The sequence below is a fragment of the Faecalibacterium sp. 3 genome, from assembly GCF_048323735.1.
Classification (GTDB): domain Bacteria; phylum Bacillota; class Clostridia; order Oscillospirales; family Ruminococcaceae; genus Faecalibacterium; species Faecalibacterium wellingii.
Genome location: NZ_JBLWFN010000001.1, coordinates 1,164,486 through 1,184,377 on the forward strand (window position 1 = coordinate 1,164,486; position 19,892 = coordinate 1,184,377).

Genomic DNA, 19,892 nt, shown 5'->3' on the forward strand with positions numbered 1-19,892 from the left:
AAACCGTGGAATATCCATTTTCATGGGGAAAAATTGTTGAAAAGTCCCCGCCTGCCGCAGCGCAGTGCGGCCCATGATCCCCCAAAAAAGGAGAGCTTTACTATGAATAAAAAGCAGAAAAAGAACCTGCAGCGCATCATCGCTGCGGTGATTCTGGTGCTCATCCTCAAGCTGCTGCCCCAGTTCCCCACACCGGTGGAGCTGGCGCTGTACTGCATCCCGTACCTCGTGGTGGGCTGGGACGTGCTGCGCAAGGCACTGCTTGGCATCAAGAACCGCCAGCCCTTTGACGAGTGCTTCCTGATGGCCGTTGCCACCGTGGGTGCGTTTGCGCTGGGCGACTACATGGAGGGCTGCGCCGTCATCATCTTCTACCAGATCGGCGAGCTGTTCCAGAGCGTGGCCGTGGGCAAGAGTCGGCAGAGCATTTCCAGTTTAATGGACATCCGCCCGGACTACGCCAACATTGAGGGCGAGGACGGAAAACTGGAGCAGGTGGACCCGGACGACGTGGAGATCGGCACCGTGATCGTGGTGCAGCCCGGTGAGCGCGTGCCCATCGACGGCGTGATCGTGGAGGGCGCTTCTGCCCTGAACACCGCCGCCCTGACCGGCGAGAGCCTGCCCCGCGATGTGCAGACCGGTGACGAGGTCATCAGCGGCTGCGTAAACATGACCGGCCTGCTGAAGGTGAAAACCACCAAGGAATTCGGCGAATCCACCGTTTCCAAAATTCTGGACCTTGTGGAAAATTCCAGCATGAAGAAGGCCCGCGCCGAGAACTTCATCACCCGGTTTGCCCGCGTGTACACCCCCGCCGTGTGCTACAGCGCACTGGCTCTGGCCTTTATCCCGCCGGTGGTGCTGCTGCTCATGGGCCAGCCCGCCCGCTTTGGCGACTGGGTCTACCGTGCATTGACCTTCCTTGTCATCAGCTGCCCCTGCGCACTGGTCATCAGCATCCCCCTGAGCTTCTTTGGCGGCATCGGCGGTGCATCTGCCTGCGGCATTCTGGTCAAGGGTTCCACCTATCTGGAAGAGCTGGCCCGCACCGGCATCGTTGTGTTCGACAAGACCGGCACCCTGACCCAGGGCACCTTTAAGGTGACCGGCATCCACCCCGCAGAGGGCACCACGGAGCAGCAGCTTCTGGAAGCCGCCGCACTGGCCGAGAGCTGGTCCAAGCATCCCATCTCCCTGAGCATCAAGACCGCTTACGGCAGGGAGATCGATCCGAACCGCGTCACCGATGTGCAGGAGCTGGGCGGCCACGGTGTCACCGCCAAGGTGGACGGCAGGACCGTTGCTGCCGGCAACGCCCGCCTGATGGAAAAGCTGGGCCTGAACGTCCCCGCCGTCAGCGAGACGGGCACCCTTGTACATGTTGCCATTGAGGGCAGGTACGCGGGCTATCTGCTGATCGCCGATGTGGTGAAGCCCCACAGTGCACAGGCCATCCGGGGCCTGAAGGACGCCGGTGTGCGCAAGACCGTCATGCTGACCGGCGACGCCGAGCCCGTGGCAAAGGCCGTTTCCGCAGAGCTGGGTCTGGATGAATACCATGCAGGCCTGCTGCCGGGCGACAAGGTAGAGCAGATCGAAACGCTGCTCGCCGCAAAGCGGCCCAAAGAGAACCTCGCCTTTGTAGGCGACGGCATCAACGATGCCCCCGTTCTGTCCCGTGCCGATGTGGGCATCGCCATGGGTGCGCTGGGCTCCGATGCCGCCATTGAGGCCGCAGACGTGGTGCTGATGGACGACGACCCGGCCAAGATCGCGCTGGCCATGCGCATTGCCCGCCGCACCCTGCGCATCGTGTATCAGAACATCGTGTTTGCACTGGCCATCAAGTTCGCCTGCCTTGTGCTGGGCGCGATTGGCATGGCCAGCATGTGGACCGCCATCTTTGCCGATGTGGGCGTGATGGTGCTGGCCGTGCTCAACGCCACCCGTGCCCTGTACACCAGGGACCTTGCCCGGAAAAACGAACCGTAAGGCCCATCCTGTTTCATAGCGGATCTGCCGTGCACCCTGCAAAGGATCCACGGCATTTTTTTATCCGGCGCAAGGTGTCCCCCATCTGTTTTGCCGCCGCAGCAGCTGCATGATGGCTGCGCGCGCTGCGCTGTGAGAGACGCAGGATGCCGGCTTTCATGCACCAAAATCCCGCTCCATGGCTGGAACTTCCGCATTCCAATTTCTTCCGGAAATGATTGCTCTTTCGCCGAGAACGTGGTAAAATGAAAGTCTGACACTCAAAAAATGCACATTTTTATCAAGGTGTATCTGAAGCATCAAAAATTCAGTCTATTTCTACATAAAGGGGCCGTTTGGGGCAGCGTTTTCGGAAGAGCAGGTGTTTTGTGCTCGGTTGGAAGCGTTTTCGTAAGCAGAGTGCACCGAATGGATATGGGCAAAAAGGCCGTTCCGGCAGTGTGCACTGCTTACGAAAACGGTTCTCCGTTCAAAACAAGAGGAAGGATGGAAATATGAAGCTGTTTTCCTACCTGTCTGTGGCGGTGCTGCTTCTAAGCAGCATCGCACTTGCAGCGTACTCCCCGGATCTGCTCTCCGCGCTGATCGTTGGTCTTATGTGCATCATTGCACTGGCCGGGTGCATTCACGGCCTTTTGCCGACCATCTCCATTACGGGCGGTCTGCTGAACGGCCAAAAAAGCATCCGCAAGGCGTCTGAGACCGAAGGCAGCTCCGCATGGGTCGCGGCCCTGCAGATCGAACGCTTTTTCCAGCAGAAGACGCTGGACGGACTGTTTGAGGAATATCGCGAAAAAGTGCAGCATCAGCGTGAGACCGGGCAGATCGTCAGCGATCTTGACGAAGTGCTCAACGAGGACGTGCTGGCGCTGCACACATGGAAAGGCGTCATCGCGCAGCTGCCCGGCACCCTGACCGGTCTGGGCATCCTTGGCACCTTCGTGGGTCTGCTGCTGGGCCTGCGGGGCATCAGCTTCGTCACGGTGGAAGCAGCGCTGGGCAGCGTGCAGTCCATTCTGGCCGGCATCAACACGGCATTCTATACCTCTATTGCAGGCGTGATCCTGTCGATCCTCTTCAACATCACAAACAATGTCCTGCGCACTATCATGAATCGTGAGACCGGGCTGTTTCTGGAAGAATTCCACAAGTCAGTCATTCCCACCACCGACGAGCAGGCGCGCTACAGCAGCCGCCGCGAAGTGCGGCAGATCCTGGAACTGCTGGAGCGCCTGCCCAGAAATGCGGGCAACGGCGTTCTGAGCCGCGAGACGGTGCAAAGTGCAGGCCTCAACGAGCGCGTACTGATGCCGCAGATCCTGGATGGCCTGCGCAAGAACGAGTTCACCTTCTTCCTGCAGCCCCGATATGATCTGAACACCCGCAGGGTGGTCGGTGCCGAAGCACTGGTGCGCTGGAACCACCCGGTGCTGGGCGTGATCTCGCCCGCCGTGTTCATCCCGGTGCTGGAAAACAATGGTTATATCACCAAACTGGACCAGTACATCTGGGAGGAAGTGTGCAAGACCATCCGCGTATGGATCGATGCAGGAGTCCGCCCGGTCCCCATCGCGGTCAATGTTACAAAGACGGATATTCTGGCCATCGATGTGGCGGAGTTTTTCTCCGAAATGCTCAAAAAGTACCGTATCCCGCCAAAATATCTGAACATCGATATTGCAAAGTCTGCCTATCTGGAGACCCATGGTGCGCTGAGCGATACGGAAGCACAGCTGCAGCAGATGGGCTTCCGGGTGATATTGGACGGCTTTGACGGCGACTATGTGGAACTGAGCGCACTGGGCGGCTTTGGCACCGACCTGCTCAAGCTGGATCTGCGCAGCGCCGCGCTGCAGAATAAGACCGATGTGCTGCCCGGTATTTTTGCACAGGCCCGCACGCTCCGGCTGAATCTGCTGGCCGAGGGCATTGAAAGCACCGAGCAGCTGAACGTGCTGCGCAAAGCCGGCTGCACCGAAGGGCAGGGATACCTCTTCTCCCGTCCGCTGTCGGTGGATGAATTTGTCAGGATCCTGAAAGTGGGGCACTCCGGATGAAAACAAGAAAACGCAGACAGGATCCGGATGCAGAATACAATTTCTGGCAGCCGGCAACCGATATGATGAGCGCCCTTGTGTATGTGCTGCTTCTGATCATTGCACTGCTGGGCCTTTATCTTCTGAGCGATTACACCGGCCTCGAAGAGCCCTCCTCTTCCAGTGAGGAGGCTGCATCCAGCGGCTGGCATGACGATGACTACGACGGCTGGCACGATGGCGGTGCCGATGATGACCCCGGCGACGGCGACGGACGATACGATCAGCAGATCATCCAGACCGGCGGCGGTGGTGGCGGCGGCTACGACGAGGACGGCGTTAAGGCCGCCGTGTTTGCCGAGCTGATCGATGAGGAGACCGAGCGGCGCATTCAGGAAGCCGGTGTGCGCTTTGAGCTGTACCGCACGGATACGGCCCATCTGATCAACGGCAGCCTGCAGACCCTGAATACCTACTACCCGGAAAAGATCAGCTACCGGGAGTATGAGACCACCGGGGAAGGCACCTTCTATCTGCCGGAAAAGATCTGGCAGGGCAGCTACTACTTCCGTCAGCTCAGTGAGCCGGAAGGATACGATGCGGCAGCGGACACCTACTACGATGTGGACCGCATGTACGACTGGCCGGAGCCCTACATCGTGCAGATCCGGGTGGCTCCCTGCAAAAACATCATCCGGCTGCAGATGAACGATGCCGAAACACAGCAGCCTGTAGGCGGCGGCACCTTCCGGGTGATCGCGGCCGAAGATATCATCACGAAGGATGGCACGGTGCGCTATACGCAGGGCCAGCAGGTGGATACCATCACCTGTGACGAAACCGGCTACGGCGAAAGTGTGGAATTGTATCTTGGCAAGTACACGGTGCAGCAACAGTCGTCCCCCAACTACTACACCACCATGCAGCAGGATCTGGATGCAGAAGTGGAAAAGAAGAACGGCAGCGACCCGGAGCTGCACAAGATCGATACCGAAAAGACCAAGATCATTCTGAACGTCACGGACGAGCTCACTTCCTCTGCTCTGGAGGGTGCAGTCTTTACGGTGGCCAACCGGCGCACCGGCACCACCCAGACGGTGGCGACCGATGGGGCGGGCCAGATCCGTCTGACCGATCTGGATAAGAGCACGACCTATCTTATCCGCGAACAGCAGGCACCGGAAAACTACCGTCCGGATGACACGGATCACACGGTGATCGTCGCTGCGGACGGCCGCATTGACGGTGCAGGCAGCACAACGCTGGACATCACCAACCGGCTCCTGCGGGTATCCATCTCTGCCGTGGATACGGTGCTGCGCAGCAATACGGAGGGCGAACAGCTCTCCCTGTACAACGAGCAGGATCAGCTGATCCGGAGCTGGACGTCCAGCGATTCCGGCCAGCTGTTCACCGATCTGACCGAGGGCAGCTACTATGTGGTACGCGGCAAGGCAGATCCCGCAAATGCCCGGAAATATCCCTTCACTGTACAGGATACGGCAAGTACGCAGAACTGGACCGTGCCGGTATTTACGCTGCGCAGTGCGGTGGCTCTGGCCGTTCTGGCTGTGGTCGCCGCCGGTGTGGTCTGGCTGCTGGTGTTCCTGTGGGGCATCCTTGCACGCCGCCGCAAGGCGCAGAAAGCTGCTGCAGCTCAGGACGAGACCCTCGACCAGAGCGAAAATAAATCGTAAAGGTGGTGAGAAACAATGGACAATGACGAGATCCGCATCAGCGACCTGCTGTACACCGTCTTCAAGCACCGGAAGACGATCCTTGTGCTGGGCCTGCTGGGCTTTTTCTGCGGATTCGTGTTCAGCGGCGTCTCCTTTCTGCGGAACAGCCGTACCAACTACGCGGTCGATTGTTCCGTTGCGATCACCTCCCAACCCTCTGCAAACGGCGTTGTATACAATAATTCCGATTATCTGAGTTCAAACACCTTTTATCAGACCCTGGATATGATGGACGCCGCGATCTTTGTGATGAAGAGTGAGCGCACCCTGCAGGCTGCCATTGATCGTGCGGGCCTTGTATCGGTCACAACACAGGACGTGTCTCAGAATCTGCAGGTGAGCCGATACAATGAAACGCAGGTGCTGCTGCTTACTTTGACCTGGAACAATGCCGAGGCCGGTGTCCAGCTGATGAATGCGCTGGTGGATGCCATCAAGGAGATCCTGCCGGAAACGCTGATGATGGGCTCTGTGGCCATGATCGACGCTCCGGAAGCAGCTTCTACAACGGGCGGCGGTGCCGGCCAGTACGTCCGCCTGTGGGTGATCTTCTGTGTGCTGGGTCTGGCCGCCGGTGCGGGTCTGGCGGTGCTGGAGTTTTTCCTGCGGCCCACCCTGCTGAATGTGAAGGACGTGGAGGACGTCCTGAAGCTCGAAACTCTGGGCAGCATCCCCAAGGACAACAGCTACTTCCAGAAGAGCATGCAGCTGTTGAGCGAAACGCACCGTGCAGATGCCGATGCCGTGCAGAACTTTGCTTCGGCCGCGCATATCCTGATCAACCGGTTCGGCACCACGGCAGAGCCGCACTGGTTCTATGTGACTTCGGCTGAGGATGGAGAAGGCAAGAGCACGGTGGCGGCCAATCTGGCCCTGCAGCTGTCCGATATGGAAAAGCGCACCCTGCTGCTGGATCTGAACACCCGTGCTCCCCGCCTGGGCGGAATGTTTTTGCAGGATCTGCCGTACAGCCGGACGCTGAATGCCCTGTACAAAGGCGAATCTGCCGAGCCGGAAGCGGTTATTTCGCTGACCGGCTATCTGGACCTTCTGCCGATGGTGCTGGAACCCGATGCGGTGCCGCTGGATGCCGCCCTGTTCGACTTTTTGAAACCGATCATGGAGCCCTACGAATATGTCATCATTGATGCTTCCTCGGTGGGACGTTCCTCGGATGTGCTGCGCCTGAACAAGCTGGCAGACCATGCGCTGTTCGTTGTGCGTCACGATGCCACCCCGCTGTCTGTCATACAGGATGCCATTGGAAAGCTGAACAAGTCCGGTGTGCAGCTGCTGGGCTGTGTGGTCAACGAAGTGCAGTCGCTGGAAATCTTTCCGCTCCATCCGGAGCACGTCGCAGCTCCCATCCGGAAGAAAAAGAAGAAACCGGAGAATGCCGACAGCCCTCTGCCGGAGGACCTGCTCCGTCCGGCAGATTCCGCGCTGGAGCCGACATGGAAACCGGCAGGAGATGGCCGAAGCGTGATGGACGAGCTGACCGATGATCTGCAGCGCAGCCAGAATACCCGGAGCGATGATGAGATCATGTGGGAGCTGCTCCGCATGGGAAAAGACGGAAGCTGGAAGCGGCCAGAGCGGACACCGGCGGCGGACAGCAGCACTGCCCAGCAGCCGCAGTCCGTTCCGGATGCACCGCCGGCTTCGGGGTCGGCTCCGGCCCCCCAGCCTGTGCCGGAAACGTCGCCTGCGCCCGTGCCAGCGGAGAAGCCGAAACCCGTACAGCCGGAGCCCGAAGCGGAGTCCAAGGCCGGTCTGCTCCCCTGGACCGAGCCGGAATCCGAACCAAAGCCAGAGAAGAAGCGCAGCCGTGCACCGAAGCCGGCTGCAGCGCCCAAGCACGGCAAAACATCCAGCCGCAGCGGACTGGGGCTCTGGGGCAAAAAACCGAAGCACTGAGAACCGAAAAGAGACAAAAAGCCCACAGGTCAGATGGATTTCCGGCCTGTGGGCTTTTGCAATATTCGTGCAGGTTCTGTTCCGGTTTAGCGGCAGACCGGGTCGGCGGCATCGTACGCAGGAGCCTCGCCTGCTGAAAACGAAGCAGAACGTCAAGACCATGACCTCCGCAGAGATCGACGCACTGGAGTTCTACAACAGCATCGACGAGCCCAGCGGAAAGCACGTCCAGCGTTTTGAAGAAGTGGTGAAGTATTTCACCCACGGCGAGCTGTTCAACATCGACCGTTCTTGGTCCATCCTTGCCGAGATTCATCTGGAGCTGAAGAACAGCAACTACCTGCGCGATTTCGTTACCGTCAGCCGTCAGCTTGGTCTGCGGATCGATGACATCGAGGCGAATCAGGCGTATGTGGGTTCCGGTCTGAGCGTGTACACCATCACCATCACCATCTTCAGCGCAGAGCTGAAAAAGTACAAGACCCACCGGGAAATCATTCAGGCGCTGAGTTCACTGGATTACATCTATCACATCGAAGAACTGCGTTAAGCGGTTTGTGCAGAAAGAGGGTTTCACATGATTAAAAACATCGTATTTGATATGGGAAACGTTCTGGTTCGATTTGACCCGGAGCTGTTTATGGACCGCTATTCCCTCACCGGCGAGGACCGCAGGCTGATCCGCAACGAGGTGTTCCGCTCGGTGGAGTGGACCATGCTGGACCGGGGCGTCATCGACGAAGAGATTGCAGAACAGCACATTCTGCCCCGCCTGCCGGAGCGTCTGCACAATGCAGCCCGCGGGCTGATCGAAACGTGGGACGACCCCATTGTGCCGGTGGAGGGAATGCTGGAGCTTTTGCAGGCACTGAAAGCAAAGGGCTACCGTCTCTATCTGCTTTCCAACGCTGCCACCCGTCAGCCCATCTACTGGGCACGGGCAGAGGCCAGCAAGCTGATGGACGGTGCCCTGATCTCCGCAGAGGTCAAGCTGCTGAAGCCCGACCCGCAGATCTACCGCACCTTCCTGCACAAGTTCGCCCTTCGCCCGGAGGAATGCGTCTTTATTGACGATACGCCTATCAACGTGGAGGGCGCACTCTACGAAAACATGGCAGGCATCGTGTTCAACATGGATGTTGCTGCCCTTGCCGAGAGCCTGCACGCTCTGGGCGTGGAATGGTAAGGTTTTGATTGGAGAAATGCTTATGATGATCTGGATCGGTTTGATGCTTTTGATTTGTGCCGGATTCTCCGCTTATGCGGGGGCATCCCAGTTGGAACAGGCAAAACAGCGTGCAAAGTGTTCTCTGGACGCTTTCACGGAACGAAGAAACGGGGTAAGCTGCATCTGTCTGGCGATCCTGTTCGTGATCCTTGGAATCGGCATCAACCTGTGACAGTGCATTTTTCCCGTCCCTGTTTGCTTCTTCCAAAGCCGGTTGATGGATTTGTTATGGCTCCCCATCGCTGCAGCAGTCCACAGGCGGTTTTGAAAGATAAATCTCCTTCATTTTCTGCTTAACGGCAGCGATAAGAGCGGAGCCTTTTGCAAGGCCCCGCTCTTATTGCTGCCGCATAGCATTCCTGCAATCATCACGCTTCCGTGATGGCTACACCCTCCTACGATGCAGGCAAGGGTTTGGGATTTCCCAACAAGCCCTGCTTGCTGCGAATGCAAACGCTTTTTTGAATTGCAAAATGATTTTTCAGTTGCTATACTGGGCTTATCAAAGTTTTTTCGGGAGGATGCCGCAATGACCGCACAGACAATGCAAATCGGGAACAGACCTTGCCGCATTTACGGCGAGCCTCATGCAGAATACCTGCTGCTCCAAATGACCGGCGAACACGAGCTGCAAAGCATGGAAAGCGAGGTTGCCGCTATTGCACAGAGTGCGCACCACTTTCTGTTTGCGGCCGTGCCCGTGGAAAGCTGGAACGATGCACTTTCTCCGTGGAAGTCTCCTGCCGTGTGGGGGAAGCAGGGTTTCGGTGGCAATGCTGCGGGCACCCTGCGCTTTCTGACAGAACAGGTCATCCCCACGCTGAAACAACAGTTTGAACTCTCGGAGAACGTCAAAATCATTCTGGGCGGCTACTCGCTGGCGGGATTGTTTTCGCTGTGGGCATCCACCCAGACCGATTTGTTCTACGGTGTCGCCGCTGCATCTCCCTCGGTGTGGTTCCCGGGCTGGATGGAGTTTGAACAGCGGCACCCGATTCAGACGCAGCACATTTATCTGAGCCTTGGCGACAAGGAAGAGCACACGAAAAACACCGTCATGGCTGCGGTAGGGGATAACATCCGCACCCTGCACAGTCGGCTTGCAGAGCGTGGCGCAGACTGCACCCTTGAATGGAACAGCGGCGGGCACTTCAAAGACGCCGATTTGCGCACGGCGAAAGCATTTCGGTGGGTGATGGAGGAACACGCATGCAGTAACGGTAAGACAGATATCGTACATTGTTCCTTATGCATTCATGAGTGTGGTGCTAAAGATTTATGGCAGTAGCACATTGCTTTTATACAAATAAAAGTGTACAATAATAACAACTTTGCAAGCAATCCCCTTCAAGGAATCAACTGGAACATGGGTGGAGACTGTACCCGTTAAGCGGAATTGTTTGAATGAATACAATTCAACATAAAAGACAGTTGCTCATTTGTGAGTAGGAGGAATATAGGATGTTTGATTGTGGTTTACAGAATATTTTCCGGCTGAAAAACGGACAGTCCCGTTCCATCAACTGGGAAAACCGGAACGGAGAAAAAGGAAAAGGCGGCATGGCATCCAGCGATCTTGGTCCGTCCAGAAAAGGTTCCCCGTGTATCCCGAAAATAGAAGCAGGAGAGACCGTAACACTTGGTGAGATCCAGGGAGAAGGCATGATTCAGCACATCTGGATCACCGTTACAGACCGTACCAGTGAACGTAACCGTTATGTTCTGCGGGATCTTGTTCTGCGCATGTACTGGGACGATGAAGAATTCCCATCCGTTGAATGCCCGCTTGGCGATTTCTTCTGCTGCGGCTTCGGTGTTTCCTACCAGGTAAACTCAGTCCCGATTGCTGTCAATCCGACCCGTGGTTTCAACAGCTATTTCCCGATGCCGTTCCACAAAAACGCCCGTATTACCATTGAAAATCAGTGTGATGAGCCGATTCCGGCCTTCTTTTATCAGATCGACTATTGCCTGACAACGGTTCCGGAGGATGCTGCCTATTTCCATGCCCAGTGGCGTCGTCAGCGCATAACGGAAAAGGCAAAAGACTACGTTGTCCTCGACAACATCAAAGGGAAAGGCCAGTACGTTGGAACTTATCTTGCGCTTACCAGCCTCGAACGCTACTGGTACGGAGAAGGTGAGATGAAATTCTACATCGATGGAGACAAGGATTATCCAACCATTTGCGGAACCGGAACAGAAGATTACTTCGGCGGTGCATGGAGCTTTGCAACACAGCAAAATGGCCAAACCGTTGAAAATCAGTACTGTACTCCGTATCTTGGCTATCCTTACTACTCTAGCCACGATACCTTCCTTCATAATGATTACCACAATGATGATCAGATGCCACAACGCAGCTTCTACCGCTGGCACCTTCTTGATCCTATCCTTTTTGAGAAGGACCTTAAGGTAACTCTGCAGCAGATTGGTGCCAGTCACGGAGGTCTTTTTGAACGTCAGGATGATGTCGCTACCACAGCTTACTGGTACCAGACGCATCCTCATGTACCATTCGCGCCACTCATGTCCAGAAAAGAGCGCTGGCCAAGATGATTTTTGACGCTTTTCCTATTTTATATGTTTCATGACTTTGCATATCGGCTACAAGAGTCCGTTCCGAACAAATCTGCTTCCAACGAATTTGTCCGGAAACGGGCTCTTTCTTTTTTATATGGTATTCAAAAAACGATCTGGATTACAGAGATCTGTTTTTTCTCAAGCCTTTCGCATTTTCCGTCCGTTCTTTAAGGTTCCTTTAACGTTCCCTCATTATCAAAAGCAGCCACCGCAGGAGCAACCGTTCCAGCTTCTGGTGGATATTCCGCAGAAAATGGCGGCAGGCAAAAGTTTCGGCTACAAAAAGTGGGCAACCAAATTCAACCTGAAGGAGATGTCCAAGACGCTGCTGTTTTTACAGGAACAGAAAATCGGCAGTGCCGAGGAACTGCGAGAACGTACAGCGGCGGCAACGGAACGCTATCATGCCATGGGGGATTCCATCAAGGCGGCAGAAGCACGGTTGACAGAAATTGCTGTGCTGAAAACTCACATAGTTCAAACGATTGCTGACAACGAATCTCCGTGCTATGGTACGGCACCACCTGGTCAAACTGACTTTGTGCCGCCAGCTCCCGGATAGCATTGGTCAGGCTGGGCTGAGAAATATAGAACTGCTGCACTGCATGGCTGATGGTGCCGGCAACAGCCGTGACATAGCGGAGTTGTTGAAGGGTCACGGCAGTTTCCTTTCAGCGTGTTTTTTCTATCCTACCGCAGAGCCGCCAAAAACGCAACGTATTTTCTTCTTTGAAATACAAAACGAACATTGCCGGCATATCCAAGATACGTTTTACCCGCCCTGCAATTTCCCTTATAATAGCACCGCAGTCTTGAAATGGCTGCAACATTCCCATGTCACAAAGGAGGCTTTCCGATATGGGACAACGGCAAAGTGAGATCATCAAAAATCACATGGAAGTCTACTGGCACGACTATGCGTCGGCCAGCAAAGGCATCCCCATCACGGAGGCAGGGCTTGTAGAAAAGGCATCTGTCATTGGCCGCACCGGGTTGATGCTGCTGGAATGCGGCACGGGTGCATGGCGTGTCCGAAGTTCTATGAATACCCTCTCGCGGGAACTGGGCGTTACGACAACGGCAGACATCGGTCTGCTGTCCATCGAGTTCACCTGTTTTGATGGAGATCAGTGCTATACCCAGTCGCTCTGCCTGACAAATACGGGTGTGAACACCTCCCGCCTGAATCGGTTGGAACATTTCGTCAACGACTTTGACCGGGAAGGAAAATTCATGACTGGCGAAGAACTGCACAGTCACCTCGATGAGATCGAGCGCATCCACGGTCTGTATTCCCCTACTGCGCTTGGTTTTGCGGCAGCACTGGCCTGCGGGTGCTTCACCTTTTTACTGGGCGGCGGCCCAATCGAGATGTTGTTTGCCTTTTGCGGCGCAGGCATCGGCAACTTTGTGCGCTGCAAGCTGACAAAACACCATTTCACTCTGTTTCTGGGCATCACGGCTTCAGTCTGTTCGGCAAGCCTCGTGTATGCTGTCCTGCTGAAGCTGGCTGAGGTGTTGTTTGCCGTATCGATACAGCATGAGGCAGGCTACATCTGCTCCATGCTCTTTATCATTCCGGGCTTTCCGTTCATCACGAGCGGTATCGACCTTGCCAAGCTAGATATGCGTTCCGGGCTGGAACGCCTTGCCTACGCCATGCTTATCATTCTGGTGGCTACCATGACGGCATGGATCATGGCACTTCTGCTGCATTTACAGCCGGTACAGTTCCCGGCCCTGAGCCTGACGGTTCCGGAAGAGATCGTGTTCCGTCTGCTGACGAGCTTTGGCGGCGTATTCGGTTTCTCACTGATGTTCAACAGCCCCCGGAATCTGGCGGTCTGTGCAGCCCTCATCGGTGCCGTGACGAACACATTCCGGCTGGAACTGGTCAGCCTTGCCGGGTTCCCGCCCGCTGTGGCTGCGTTTCTGGGTGCGCTGCTGGCCGGTCTGCTGGCATCCTGCCTGAAGAGTGCCGCAGGCTATCCCCGTATCTCGGTCACGGTTCCTTCCATCGTCATTATGGTTCCGGGGCTGTATTTCTACCGTGCCATTTACAATCTGGGCATCATGTCTTTGACCGACTCAGCCACATGGTTTGCAAATGCCATCCTTATCATCGTGTCACTTCCGCTGGGTCTGATTTTTGCCCGTATCATCACCGATAAGACATTCCGTTATTGCACATGACGTGCGTGTCACCTCTCTCCCTCTATAAAGCAAAACGCAGAGAACTGTCTCAGCTCTCTGCGTTTTGTTTTGCTGTGTATGAGGTCATAAAAGGGAACCCGTTTACAGGGTGCTTACTCCCCGTAAACGATCTTGGTGGCAGTTTCCATATGGCGTTCCAGCCGGTCGGCAAAGTGTTCCAGCGGCAGAAAAACGCCAAGTTCATCGTAGCGGGTTCCTCCGTCCTTGAGCGTATCCTGTCCATAGTAGACCACGGAACGGGGCAGTGCGTGCTGCAGCTTCATCTGGATATCCCAGACGGTGGAGTAGGCCTCCGCTTCCGTTACCTTCTGCTTCACGGTGTCCGGCAGTTCGTAGATCAGCAGCAGCCCCAAATGCTGGTTGTAGTGGTACTCCACCACATCCATCGAGCCTTCGTCGTAGCCGTGATACTTGCAGTAGCCGCTGGCAAGGTACATTTTTACCTTTTCCTGCTTCTGGAACACCCGGATGAACCGGTCGTATACTTTGCTGCTCACGGCAAATTTGTTGTTCGGCAAAAGAACGCCGGCATCATCCGTCAGGATCACCGGGTTCGGCTGACCATCGGCGTTGAATTTGAACGGGATCAGGGCAGCGTTCCGTAGCAGGTCAAACATACTGTGCTGGCAGATCGCCATCAGAAAGGCAGACAGATCCTTGTTCTCGTAGGCATTGAACAGCGCCGCGGCAAACTGCTGTGCACTCACGGTCGGCGCATCCAGTACGTCTGCCATGTCCAGCGAGTCGTTGAAGGTATCCATCAGGCGGTGGCAGGCTTCTGGATTTTTCAGGATCTCCCCGAACAGTGCCTCTGCCTTTTCTTCTCTTGGAAATATCGTTGCCATCAAAAAGACCCTCTTTCTGTTTATTTCCAACTACCTATTATAGATTCATAATGCCCCGCTGTGAAATACTGCTTTCATATTGCTGCTATATGCAGAACACTTTTTACACAACCTCATCAATGCAGGGGTCTGGTCGCCGTACTCTCTGTATCGTGAGGACATCGCCACCTTTGCCGCAGGCGGCGACTACAAGCAGAGCGATGCCACCGGTTTCATCAGCATCTATGGTCTGCCCACCAAGGTGCAGGCTATCGTAAACAGCGAAAAAGAAGGGGAATGAAGTAGTTTATAGCAGTTTGTGCTTTTTCGATTACGCTTCCAAGCTCTCGTCTGCACAGGCTATGATGGAGGGGCTGGGCTATGGCAATGCATCAGCATGATGCCATACGCCCCAAAGACAGGGTGGACGGGCGATGTTCCGGCAAAAAAGAATGGACAGACGAATAAAATTCATCTGTCCATTCGATTTGGCGGAGCATCAGGGAGTCGAACCCTGGCACCGGTCTCCCGGCCTATCGCATTTCGAGTGCGACCTCTTACGACCACTTGAGTAATGCTCCAGATATTAAATTTTAGAATGCTCCGTGCATTCCGGGAAAACTTTGGAGAGAATTTCAGGAGAGAACGACCGAAAATCGTTCACTCTCGAAGTCGGAAAACCCGCATGAACCCTAGCAAAATCGGAAACCCACTTCCAAAAAGCCAGTTAGATTTCGAGTCGTTCTCGTTACGACCACTTCGATACATCTCCACGATAAACCTTATATAGTATAGCAAAAAAGCCTGTTGGCGTCAACACTTTTTCGCGTTCCAAGCTCCGGGTCTGCTGTGCGGCAGACCCGGAGCTTTTTGCACTTTTGAGCGGAACATGGAAAAATTTGCGAAAAGAGACTGGTATTTTTGCGGGTTTTGAGTATAATAGAGGAGATACAGAGGATATAGTTCAAATTTGAAGTAAAAAGGAGAATCACATCCATGGCACAGTCAAAACAGGACATGGGCAGTGGGAACGTCCGCAGCCTGATGCTGCAGCTCATGATCCCTGCGGTGGTAGCGCAGGTCGTGAACCTGTTGTACAACATCGTGGACCGAATTTACATTGGCCATATCGCGGGCATCGGTGCGGCAGCGCTGACCGGCGTGGGCCTGTTCACTCCCATCTTGATGCTGCTGAATGCATTCGCCATGCTGGTAGGCGCAGGCGGTGCGCCCCGCACCGCCATTGCTCTGGGGCAGGGCGACAAGAAACAGGCAGAAAAGATCATCTCCAACAGCTTTACCATGCTGCTGCTCTTTTCGGTGGTGCTGACCATCTGCTTCTATGCCGGGGCGCCGATGCTGCTTCGGCTGTTTGGTGCCAGCGATGCCACCCTGCCGTATGCCCTGAGCTACAGCCGCATCTACATTCTGGGCTCGGTGTTCGTGCTGCTGGTGCTGGGCATGAACCCCTTCATCACCACGCAGGGCTTTGCCAAAACCAGTATGCTCACCACCGTGATCGGTGCGGTCATCAACATCATCCTTGACCCCATCCTCATCTTCGGGTTCGGGCTTGGCGTGCGGGGCGCGGCCATTGCCACGGTGCTCAGTCAGGCTGTGGGCGCGGTGTGGATCCTGCGCTTCCTCACCGGCAAAAAGACCCTCCTGCGCCTGCGCAGGGACTATCTGCGCCCGGAGCGCAATGTCATCCTTCCGGTGATGGCGCTGGGCATCTCCACCTTTGTGATGCTCTCCACCGAGAGCCTGCTGTCCATCAGTTTCAGCTCCAGTCTGGCGCGGTACGGCGGCGATGTGGCCGTGGGTGCCATGACCGTCATCACCAGCGCATCCCAGCTGTGCACCCTGCCCATTCAGGGCATCTGTCAGGGCGGTCAGCCTGTCATAAGCTTCAACTTCGGCGCAGGCAAAAAGCCCCGTGTCAAGGAAGCCTTCCGCTTTCAGCTGACCCTGTGCGGCGTATACACCTGCGTGTTCTGGCTTCTGATGATGCTGGTACCCGGCGCGGTGGCCGGTATCTTCACCTCAGACAGCGCGCTGATCTCCTACACCACCTGGGCCATGCGCATTTACATGGCGGGCATCTTTGCCATGGGCTTCCAGATCGCCTGCCAGCAGAGCTTTATGGCACTGGGGCAGGCCAAGGTAAGCCTGCTGCTGGCCTGCCTGCGCAAGATCATCCTGCTGATCCCGCTTATCTTCATCCTGCCGCACCTGCTGCCGAACCCGGTGTTCGGCGTGTTTCTGGCCGAGCCGGTCAGCGACATTCTGGCCGCAACCATCACCACCATCACCTTCTTTGCTCGGTTCGATAAAATTCTGGATCAGGGTGCGGCAAAGGTTTGATGTCTGCATAAAAATAACGCCTGCCAACTGAAAATGGCAGGCGTTATTTTTGGTTCAGAGCAGGTTACAGCGATTCGCCGTTTGTTTCAATTACCTTCTTATACCAATAAAAACTGTCTTTTTTATAACGTTTAAAGGTGCCGTTGCCGGAATCGTCTGCGTCTACATATACAAAGCCGTAGCGCTTTGCCATCTGGCCGGTAGAAGCGGACACAAGGTCGATGCAGCCCCAGGGAGTATAGCCCATCAGGTCTACGCCATCCTTGATTGCTTCTGCCATCTGACTGATGTGTCTGCGCAGATAGTCGATCCGGTACAGGTCATGTACCGTTCCGTCTGCCTGCAGCACATCCTGCGCACCTAGTCCGTTTTCTACCACCATGAGGGGGATCTGGTAGCGGTCATAGACTTCATTGAGATAATAACGCAGTCCTTTTTCATCCACCTGCCACCCCCACTGCGTCATGGGCAGATACGGATTTTTGACACCTACTGCCATATTTCCGGCCACGGTCTCATCCCCCGGATTTGCACTGATACATCGGCTCTGGTAATACGAGAAGCTGTAAAAATCCACGCAGCCATTTTGCAGGATCTCCGCATCCTCCGGCTGCATCGTGATCCGGATATCATTTTCCTGAAAATACCGTTTGATATACCCCGGATATCTGCCGCGTACCTGAACATCACTGCAAAAATAGTTGACGATCTGCCGCTGTTCCTGCGCTGCCCGCAGGTCATCCGGATCACAGGTGCGCGGGTAGGTACACTGGCTGGACATCATACAGCCGATTTTAGCTGCTGGCATCATTTCATGTGCCAGAGCCACTACTTTTGCACTTGCCACAAACTGGTGGTGTAGTGCCTGAAACCGCAGGTTTCTCCGCTCCGGCGTTTCGTGCTGGTCTATTGCTCCAGGACCGAATGTCCCCTCTGCACCAGCGGGCTGGATGCCTGCGCACAGGTACCCGCACATCGGTGCCGTAAGGATGTTCATTTCGTTGAAGGTCAGCCAGTATTTTACTTCGTGACCGTATTCTGCAAACAAAGTCCGGCAGTATCGCTCAAACAGTTCAATGCAACGCCGGTCTGCCCACCCGTTCCATTTTACGCTAAGGGCGTGCGGCATATCGTAATGGCAGATCGTCACCAAAGGTTCGATGCCGTAGGCGTGGCAGGTATGGAAAACATCGTGATAAAACTCCAGCCCAGCCCGGTTCGGCTGGAGTTCATCTCCATTCGGGTAGATTCTCGACCATGCAATGGACAAACGGAACACTTTAAAACCCATCTCGCCGAACAGCCGGATGTCCTCTTTATAGTGGTGGTAAAAATCAATTGCTTTATGGCTCGGATAGTACGCATCTTTTTCCAGTGTCTTCGTAATTCTGCGAGGGCTTGTTTTTGTGCCAGATGTCATAAAATCTGTTGTGCTCAGGCCCTTGCCATCCTCCAGATATGCGCCTTCCGCCTGACTGGAGGAAATTGCACCACCCCATAAAAAACCTTCCGAAAATTTCATGGATCAGCCCTCCGTCATCGGGTCGCTGCTGCGGTACGCAAGGCAGGTCAGCACAAAAGTCACCACAAATGCCACTGCTGCACCCAGCATAGCAAATGCAAAGTTGCCCATGCCCTCGCCGCCAATAAACTTTGCCACATTCAGGATATTGGCAGGTCCCAATGCATAGCACTGCACGCCATACAGACCGGCAACACAGCCGCCCACAAAATTACCGATCAGCGCACAGATAAACGGCTTTTTAAAACGCAGTCCAATGCCGAACATTGCCGGTTCTGTCACGCCACCCACAAATGCAGTCAGCGCGCAGGAATAGCCCGTGGAACGCATATTCTCGTTCTTGGTCCGGATCGCCACGGCAAGGCTTATCGCAGTCAGGGTACAGGTAGAAACAAAGCTCATAATGGAGCACGGCTCATAACCTACCGTAGACATCAGCTGAACGCTGTACGGTGTAAGTGCCGTGTGCATGCCAAACATGACCATGATGGGGAACAACACGCCAAAAATGCCATAGGCAAGGAAGCCGAGAGTGCTGTACAAGAACATGATCGCCTTGGCAAGATAGGTACCCATGAATGCACCGATGGGGGCGACCACGCAGAACGCCACCGGGATCATGATGAGAAGAGTCAGAGTCGGCACAGCAATAGCGCGCAGCCACTCCGGCACATGCTTTTTCAGGAAATTTTCAATCTTGGACATGACCCATACCGACAGGATCACCGGGAAAATGGAATTAGTATAGCTTGTTGCGTAGATTGGCAGTCCAAAAATCGTTAGTGCCGTACCCCCGCTTACTGCCGAGATAAAGGTGGGATGGATCAGCATCGCACCCACCAGCATGCCTATGCTCATACTGCCGCCAAACTTTTTTGCGGCAGTTGCACCAGCAAAGACCGGCAGAAAATAAAATGCTGCGTTATTGACGAAGTCCAGCACCATATAGGTAGAGCTTTCCGTGGAAAGGATTCCTAAACGGACGGCAAGCAGATAAAAGACCTTTATCATGCCCGCGCCCATCAGAATGGGAACCAGCGGGATCACACAGCCAGAAAGCATTTCAATCAGCTTTACAACAATGCTTTTCTTCTTTTCATCTGCACTCTCGGCAGACACTTCCGGCTCCACGGCAAGATTATTCGCCTTTGCGATCTGCTTGTAAACGTTCTCCACATCATTGCCGATGATTACCTGCAGCTGATTACCAGACCATTGCGTGCCTACCGCACCCGGCAATTCCCGGATTTTGGCTTCATCCACCAGCCCCTTGTCTTTTACATTGAAGCGCAGCCGTGTAACGCAGTGTGCAAAAGAGCGGATGTTTTCTTTTCCGCCGACCAGGTCAACGATGCTACTGACCATCGTATCATATTTGTTTGCCATTTTGTTCTCCTCCTGTTTTTGAAAAACAGTTTTCCAAGTGTTTTTTCTGGAAGATTTATCACAAACCCGTTCGGGGCGCGCTCC

15 protein-coding genes, 1 tRNA gene and 2 pseudogenes are annotated in these 19,892 nt (G+C 55.0%); 13 read left to right on the forward strand and 5 right to left on the reverse strand.

Annotated features, from left to right (window positions below):
* Positions 1 to 102 precede the first annotated feature (102 nt).
* From ACNSPV_RS05465 to ACNSPV_RS05510, 10 genes and pseudogenes are all read left to right on the forward strand, one after another.
* Positions 103 to 1,995, forward strand: a complete 1,893-nt coding sequence (locus ACNSPV_RS05465; RefSeq protein ID WP_348584280.1) for a heavy metal translocating P-type ATPase — start codon at positions 103 to 105, stop codon at positions 1,993 to 1,995.
* A gap of 494 nt (positions 1,996 to 2,489) precedes the next feature.
* On the forward strand, positions 2,490 to 4,052 hold the full coding sequence (locus ACNSPV_RS05470; RefSeq protein ID WP_249237747.1) for an EAL domain-containing protein: 1,563 nt from the start codon (positions 2,490 to 2,492) through the stop codon (positions 4,050 to 4,052).
* Positions 4,049 to 5,728 (forward strand): prealbumin-like fold domain-containing protein, encoded by a 1,680-nt coding sequence (locus ACNSPV_RS05475; RefSeq protein ID WP_348584278.1) that lies wholly within the window; start codon positions 4,049 to 4,051, stop codon positions 5,726 to 5,728. The genes ACNSPV_RS05470 and ACNSPV_RS05475 overlap by 4 nt, the downstream gene beginning before the upstream one ends.
* A gap of 15 nt (positions 5,729 to 5,743) precedes the next feature.
* Positions 5,744 to 7,687: a hypothetical protein gene (locus ACNSPV_RS05480; RefSeq protein ID WP_348584276.1), complete on the forward strand. Its 1,944-nt coding sequence runs from the start codon at positions 5,744 to 5,746 to the stop codon at positions 7,685 to 7,687.
* 160 nt (positions 7,688 to 7,847) lie between these two features.
* Positions 7,848 to 8,237: a hypothetical protein gene (locus tag ACNSPV_RS05485; protein ID WP_348584275.1), complete on the forward strand. Its 390-nt coding sequence runs from the start codon at positions 7,848 to 7,850 to the stop codon at positions 8,235 to 8,237.
* A 27-nt stretch (positions 8,238 to 8,264) separates the two neighbouring features.
* Positions 8,265 to 8,873 carry an HAD family phosphatase gene (locus ACNSPV_RS05490; RefSeq protein WP_348584274.1) on the forward strand — a complete coding sequence of 203 codons (609 nt, stop codon included), beginning with the start codon at positions 8,265 to 8,267 and terminating at the stop codon, positions 8,871 to 8,873.
* A gap of 22 nt (positions 8,874 to 8,895) precedes the next feature.
* Entirely contained in the window at positions 8,896 to 9,087 is a 192-nt protein-coding gene (locus tag ACNSPV_RS05495; protein WP_348584273.1) for a hypothetical protein, read from the forward strand.
* 372 nt (positions 9,088 to 9,459) lie between these two features.
* Positions 9,460 to 10,203: an alpha/beta hydrolase gene (locus ACNSPV_RS05500; protein ID WP_348585203.1), complete on the forward strand. Its 744-nt coding sequence runs from the start codon at positions 9,460 to 9,462 to the stop codon at positions 10,201 to 10,203.
* 173 nt (positions 10,204 to 10,376) lie between these two features.
* Positions 10,377 to 11,474, forward strand: a complete 1,098-nt coding sequence (locus ACNSPV_RS05505) for a glycoside hydrolase family 172 protein (protein WP_348584270.1) — start codon at positions 10,377 to 10,379, stop codon at positions 11,472 to 11,474.
* A gap of 220 nt (positions 11,475 to 11,694) precedes the next feature.
* Positions 11,695 to 11,976: pseudogene (locus tag ACNSPV_RS05510) on the forward strand (relaxase); the annotation flags it as partial.
* Positions 11,977 to 12,046: 70 nt separating this feature from the next.
* Here ACNSPV_RS05510 and ACNSPV_RS05515 read toward each other — a convergent pair.
* Positions 12,047 to 12,157, reverse strand: a pseudogene (locus ACNSPV_RS05515) (LysR family transcriptional regulator); the annotation flags it as partial.
* Between the two features lie 199 nt (positions 12,158 to 12,356).
* Here ACNSPV_RS05515 and ACNSPV_RS05520 point away from each other — a divergent pair.
* Positions 12,357 to 13,691 carry a threonine/serine ThrE exporter family protein gene (locus tag ACNSPV_RS05520; RefSeq protein WP_098924077.1) on the forward strand — a complete coding sequence of 445 codons (1,335 nt, stop codon included), beginning with the start codon at positions 12,357 to 12,359 and terminating at the stop codon, positions 13,689 to 13,691.
* Between the two features lie 113 nt (positions 13,692 to 13,804).
* Here the strand turns inward: ACNSPV_RS05520 and ACNSPV_RS05525 are convergent, their stop codons facing one another.
* Complete coding sequence (locus tag ACNSPV_RS05525; RefSeq protein ID WP_348584268.1) at positions 13,805 to 14,557, reverse strand: DUF4866 domain-containing protein; 753 nt, start codon at positions 14,555 to 14,557, stop codon at positions 13,805 to 13,807.
* Positions 14,558 to 14,636: 79 nt separating this feature from the next.
* On the opposite strand from ACNSPV_RS05525, the gene ACNSPV_RS05530 reads away from it, so the two are divergent.
* Positions 14,637 to 14,837 (forward strand): hypothetical protein, encoded by a 201-nt coding sequence (locus ACNSPV_RS05530; protein ID WP_339394521.1) that lies wholly within the window; start codon positions 14,637 to 14,639, stop codon positions 14,835 to 14,837.
* Between the two features lie 188 nt (positions 14,838 to 15,025).
* Here ACNSPV_RS05530 and ACNSPV_RS05535 read toward each other — a convergent pair.
* Positions 15,026 to 15,117, reverse strand: a tRNA-Ser gene (locus ACNSPV_RS05535).
* A 415-nt stretch (positions 15,118 to 15,532) separates the two neighbouring features.
* On the opposite strand from ACNSPV_RS05535, the gene ACNSPV_RS05540 reads away from it, so the two are divergent.
* Positions 15,533 to 16,900, forward strand: coding sequence for an MATE family efflux transporter (locus ACNSPV_RS05540; RefSeq protein ID WP_348584267.1), 1,368 nt, complete (start codon positions 15,533 to 15,535; stop codon positions 16,898 to 16,900).
* Positions 16,901 to 16,964: 64 nt separating this feature from the next.
* Here ACNSPV_RS05540 and ACNSPV_RS05545 read toward each other — a convergent pair whose 3' ends face one another.
* Together ACNSPV_RS05545 and ACNSPV_RS05550 are read right to left on the reverse strand one after the other, a co-directional pair.
* Positions 16,965 to 18,422 carry a glycoside hydrolase family 1 protein gene (locus tag ACNSPV_RS05545; protein WP_348584266.1) on the reverse strand — a complete coding sequence of 486 codons (1,458 nt, stop codon included), beginning with the start codon at positions 18,420 to 18,422 and terminating at the stop codon, positions 16,965 to 16,967.
* A gap of 3 nt (positions 18,423 to 18,425) precedes the next feature.
* A complete protein-coding gene (locus tag ACNSPV_RS05550; protein WP_348584265.1) occupies positions 18,426 to 19,808 on the reverse strand; it encodes a PTS transporter subunit EIIC in 1,383 nt (460 codons plus the stop codon).
* Between the last annotated feature and the right edge of the window lie 84 nt (positions 19,809 to 19,892).

Coding starts and splice junctions, on each gene's coding strand:
- ACNSPV_RS05475 (WP_348584278.1), top strand. CDS start 4,049: ATGAAAACAAGAAAACGCAGACAGGATCCGGATGCAGAATACAATTTC.
- ACNSPV_RS05525 (WP_348584268.1), bottom strand. CDS start 14,557: ATGGCAACGATATTTCCAAGAGAAGAAAAGGCAGAGGCACTGTTCGGG.
- ACNSPV_RS05490 (WP_348584274.1), top strand. CDS start 8,265: ATGATTAAAAACATCGTATTTGATATGGGAAACGTTCTGGTTCGATTT.
- ACNSPV_RS05520 (WP_098924077.1), top strand. CDS start 12,357: ATGGGACAACGGCAAAGTGAGATCATCAAAAATCACATGGAAGTCTAC.
- ACNSPV_RS05465 (WP_348584280.1), top strand. CDS start 103: ATGAATAAAAAGCAGAAAAAGAACCTGCAGCGCATCATCGCTGCGGTG.
- ACNSPV_RS05500 (WP_348585203.1), top strand. CDS start 9,460: ATGCAAATCGGGAACAGACCTTGCCGCATTTACGGCGAGCCTCATGCA.
- ACNSPV_RS05495 (WP_348584273.1), top strand. CDS start 8,896: ATGATGATCTGGATCGGTTTGATGCTTTTGATTTGTGCCGGATTCTCC.
- ACNSPV_RS05485 (WP_348584275.1), top strand. CDS start 7,848: ATGACCTCCGCAGAGATCGACGCACTGGAGTTCTACAACAGCATCGAC.
- ACNSPV_RS05540 (WP_348584267.1), top strand. CDS start 15,533: ATGGCACAGTCAAAACAGGACATGGGCAGTGGGAACGTCCGCAGCCTG.
- ACNSPV_RS05550 (WP_348584265.1), bottom strand. CDS start 19,808: ATGGCAAACAAATATGATACGATGGTCAGTAGCATCGTTGACCTGGTC.
- ACNSPV_RS05505 (WP_348584270.1), top strand. CDS start 10,377: ATGTTTGATTGTGGTTTACAGAATATTTTCCGGCTGAAAAACGGACAG.
- ACNSPV_RS05470 (WP_249237747.1), top strand. CDS start 2,490: ATGAAGCTGTTTTCCTACCTGTCTGTGGCGGTGCTGCTTCTAAGCAGC.
- ACNSPV_RS05545 (WP_348584266.1), bottom strand. CDS start 18,422: ATGAAATTTTCGGAAGGTTTTTTATGGGGTGGTGCAATTTCCTCCAGT.
- ACNSPV_RS05480 (WP_348584276.1), top strand. CDS start 5,744: ATGGACAATGACGAGATCCGCATCAGCGACCTGCTGTACACCGTCTTC.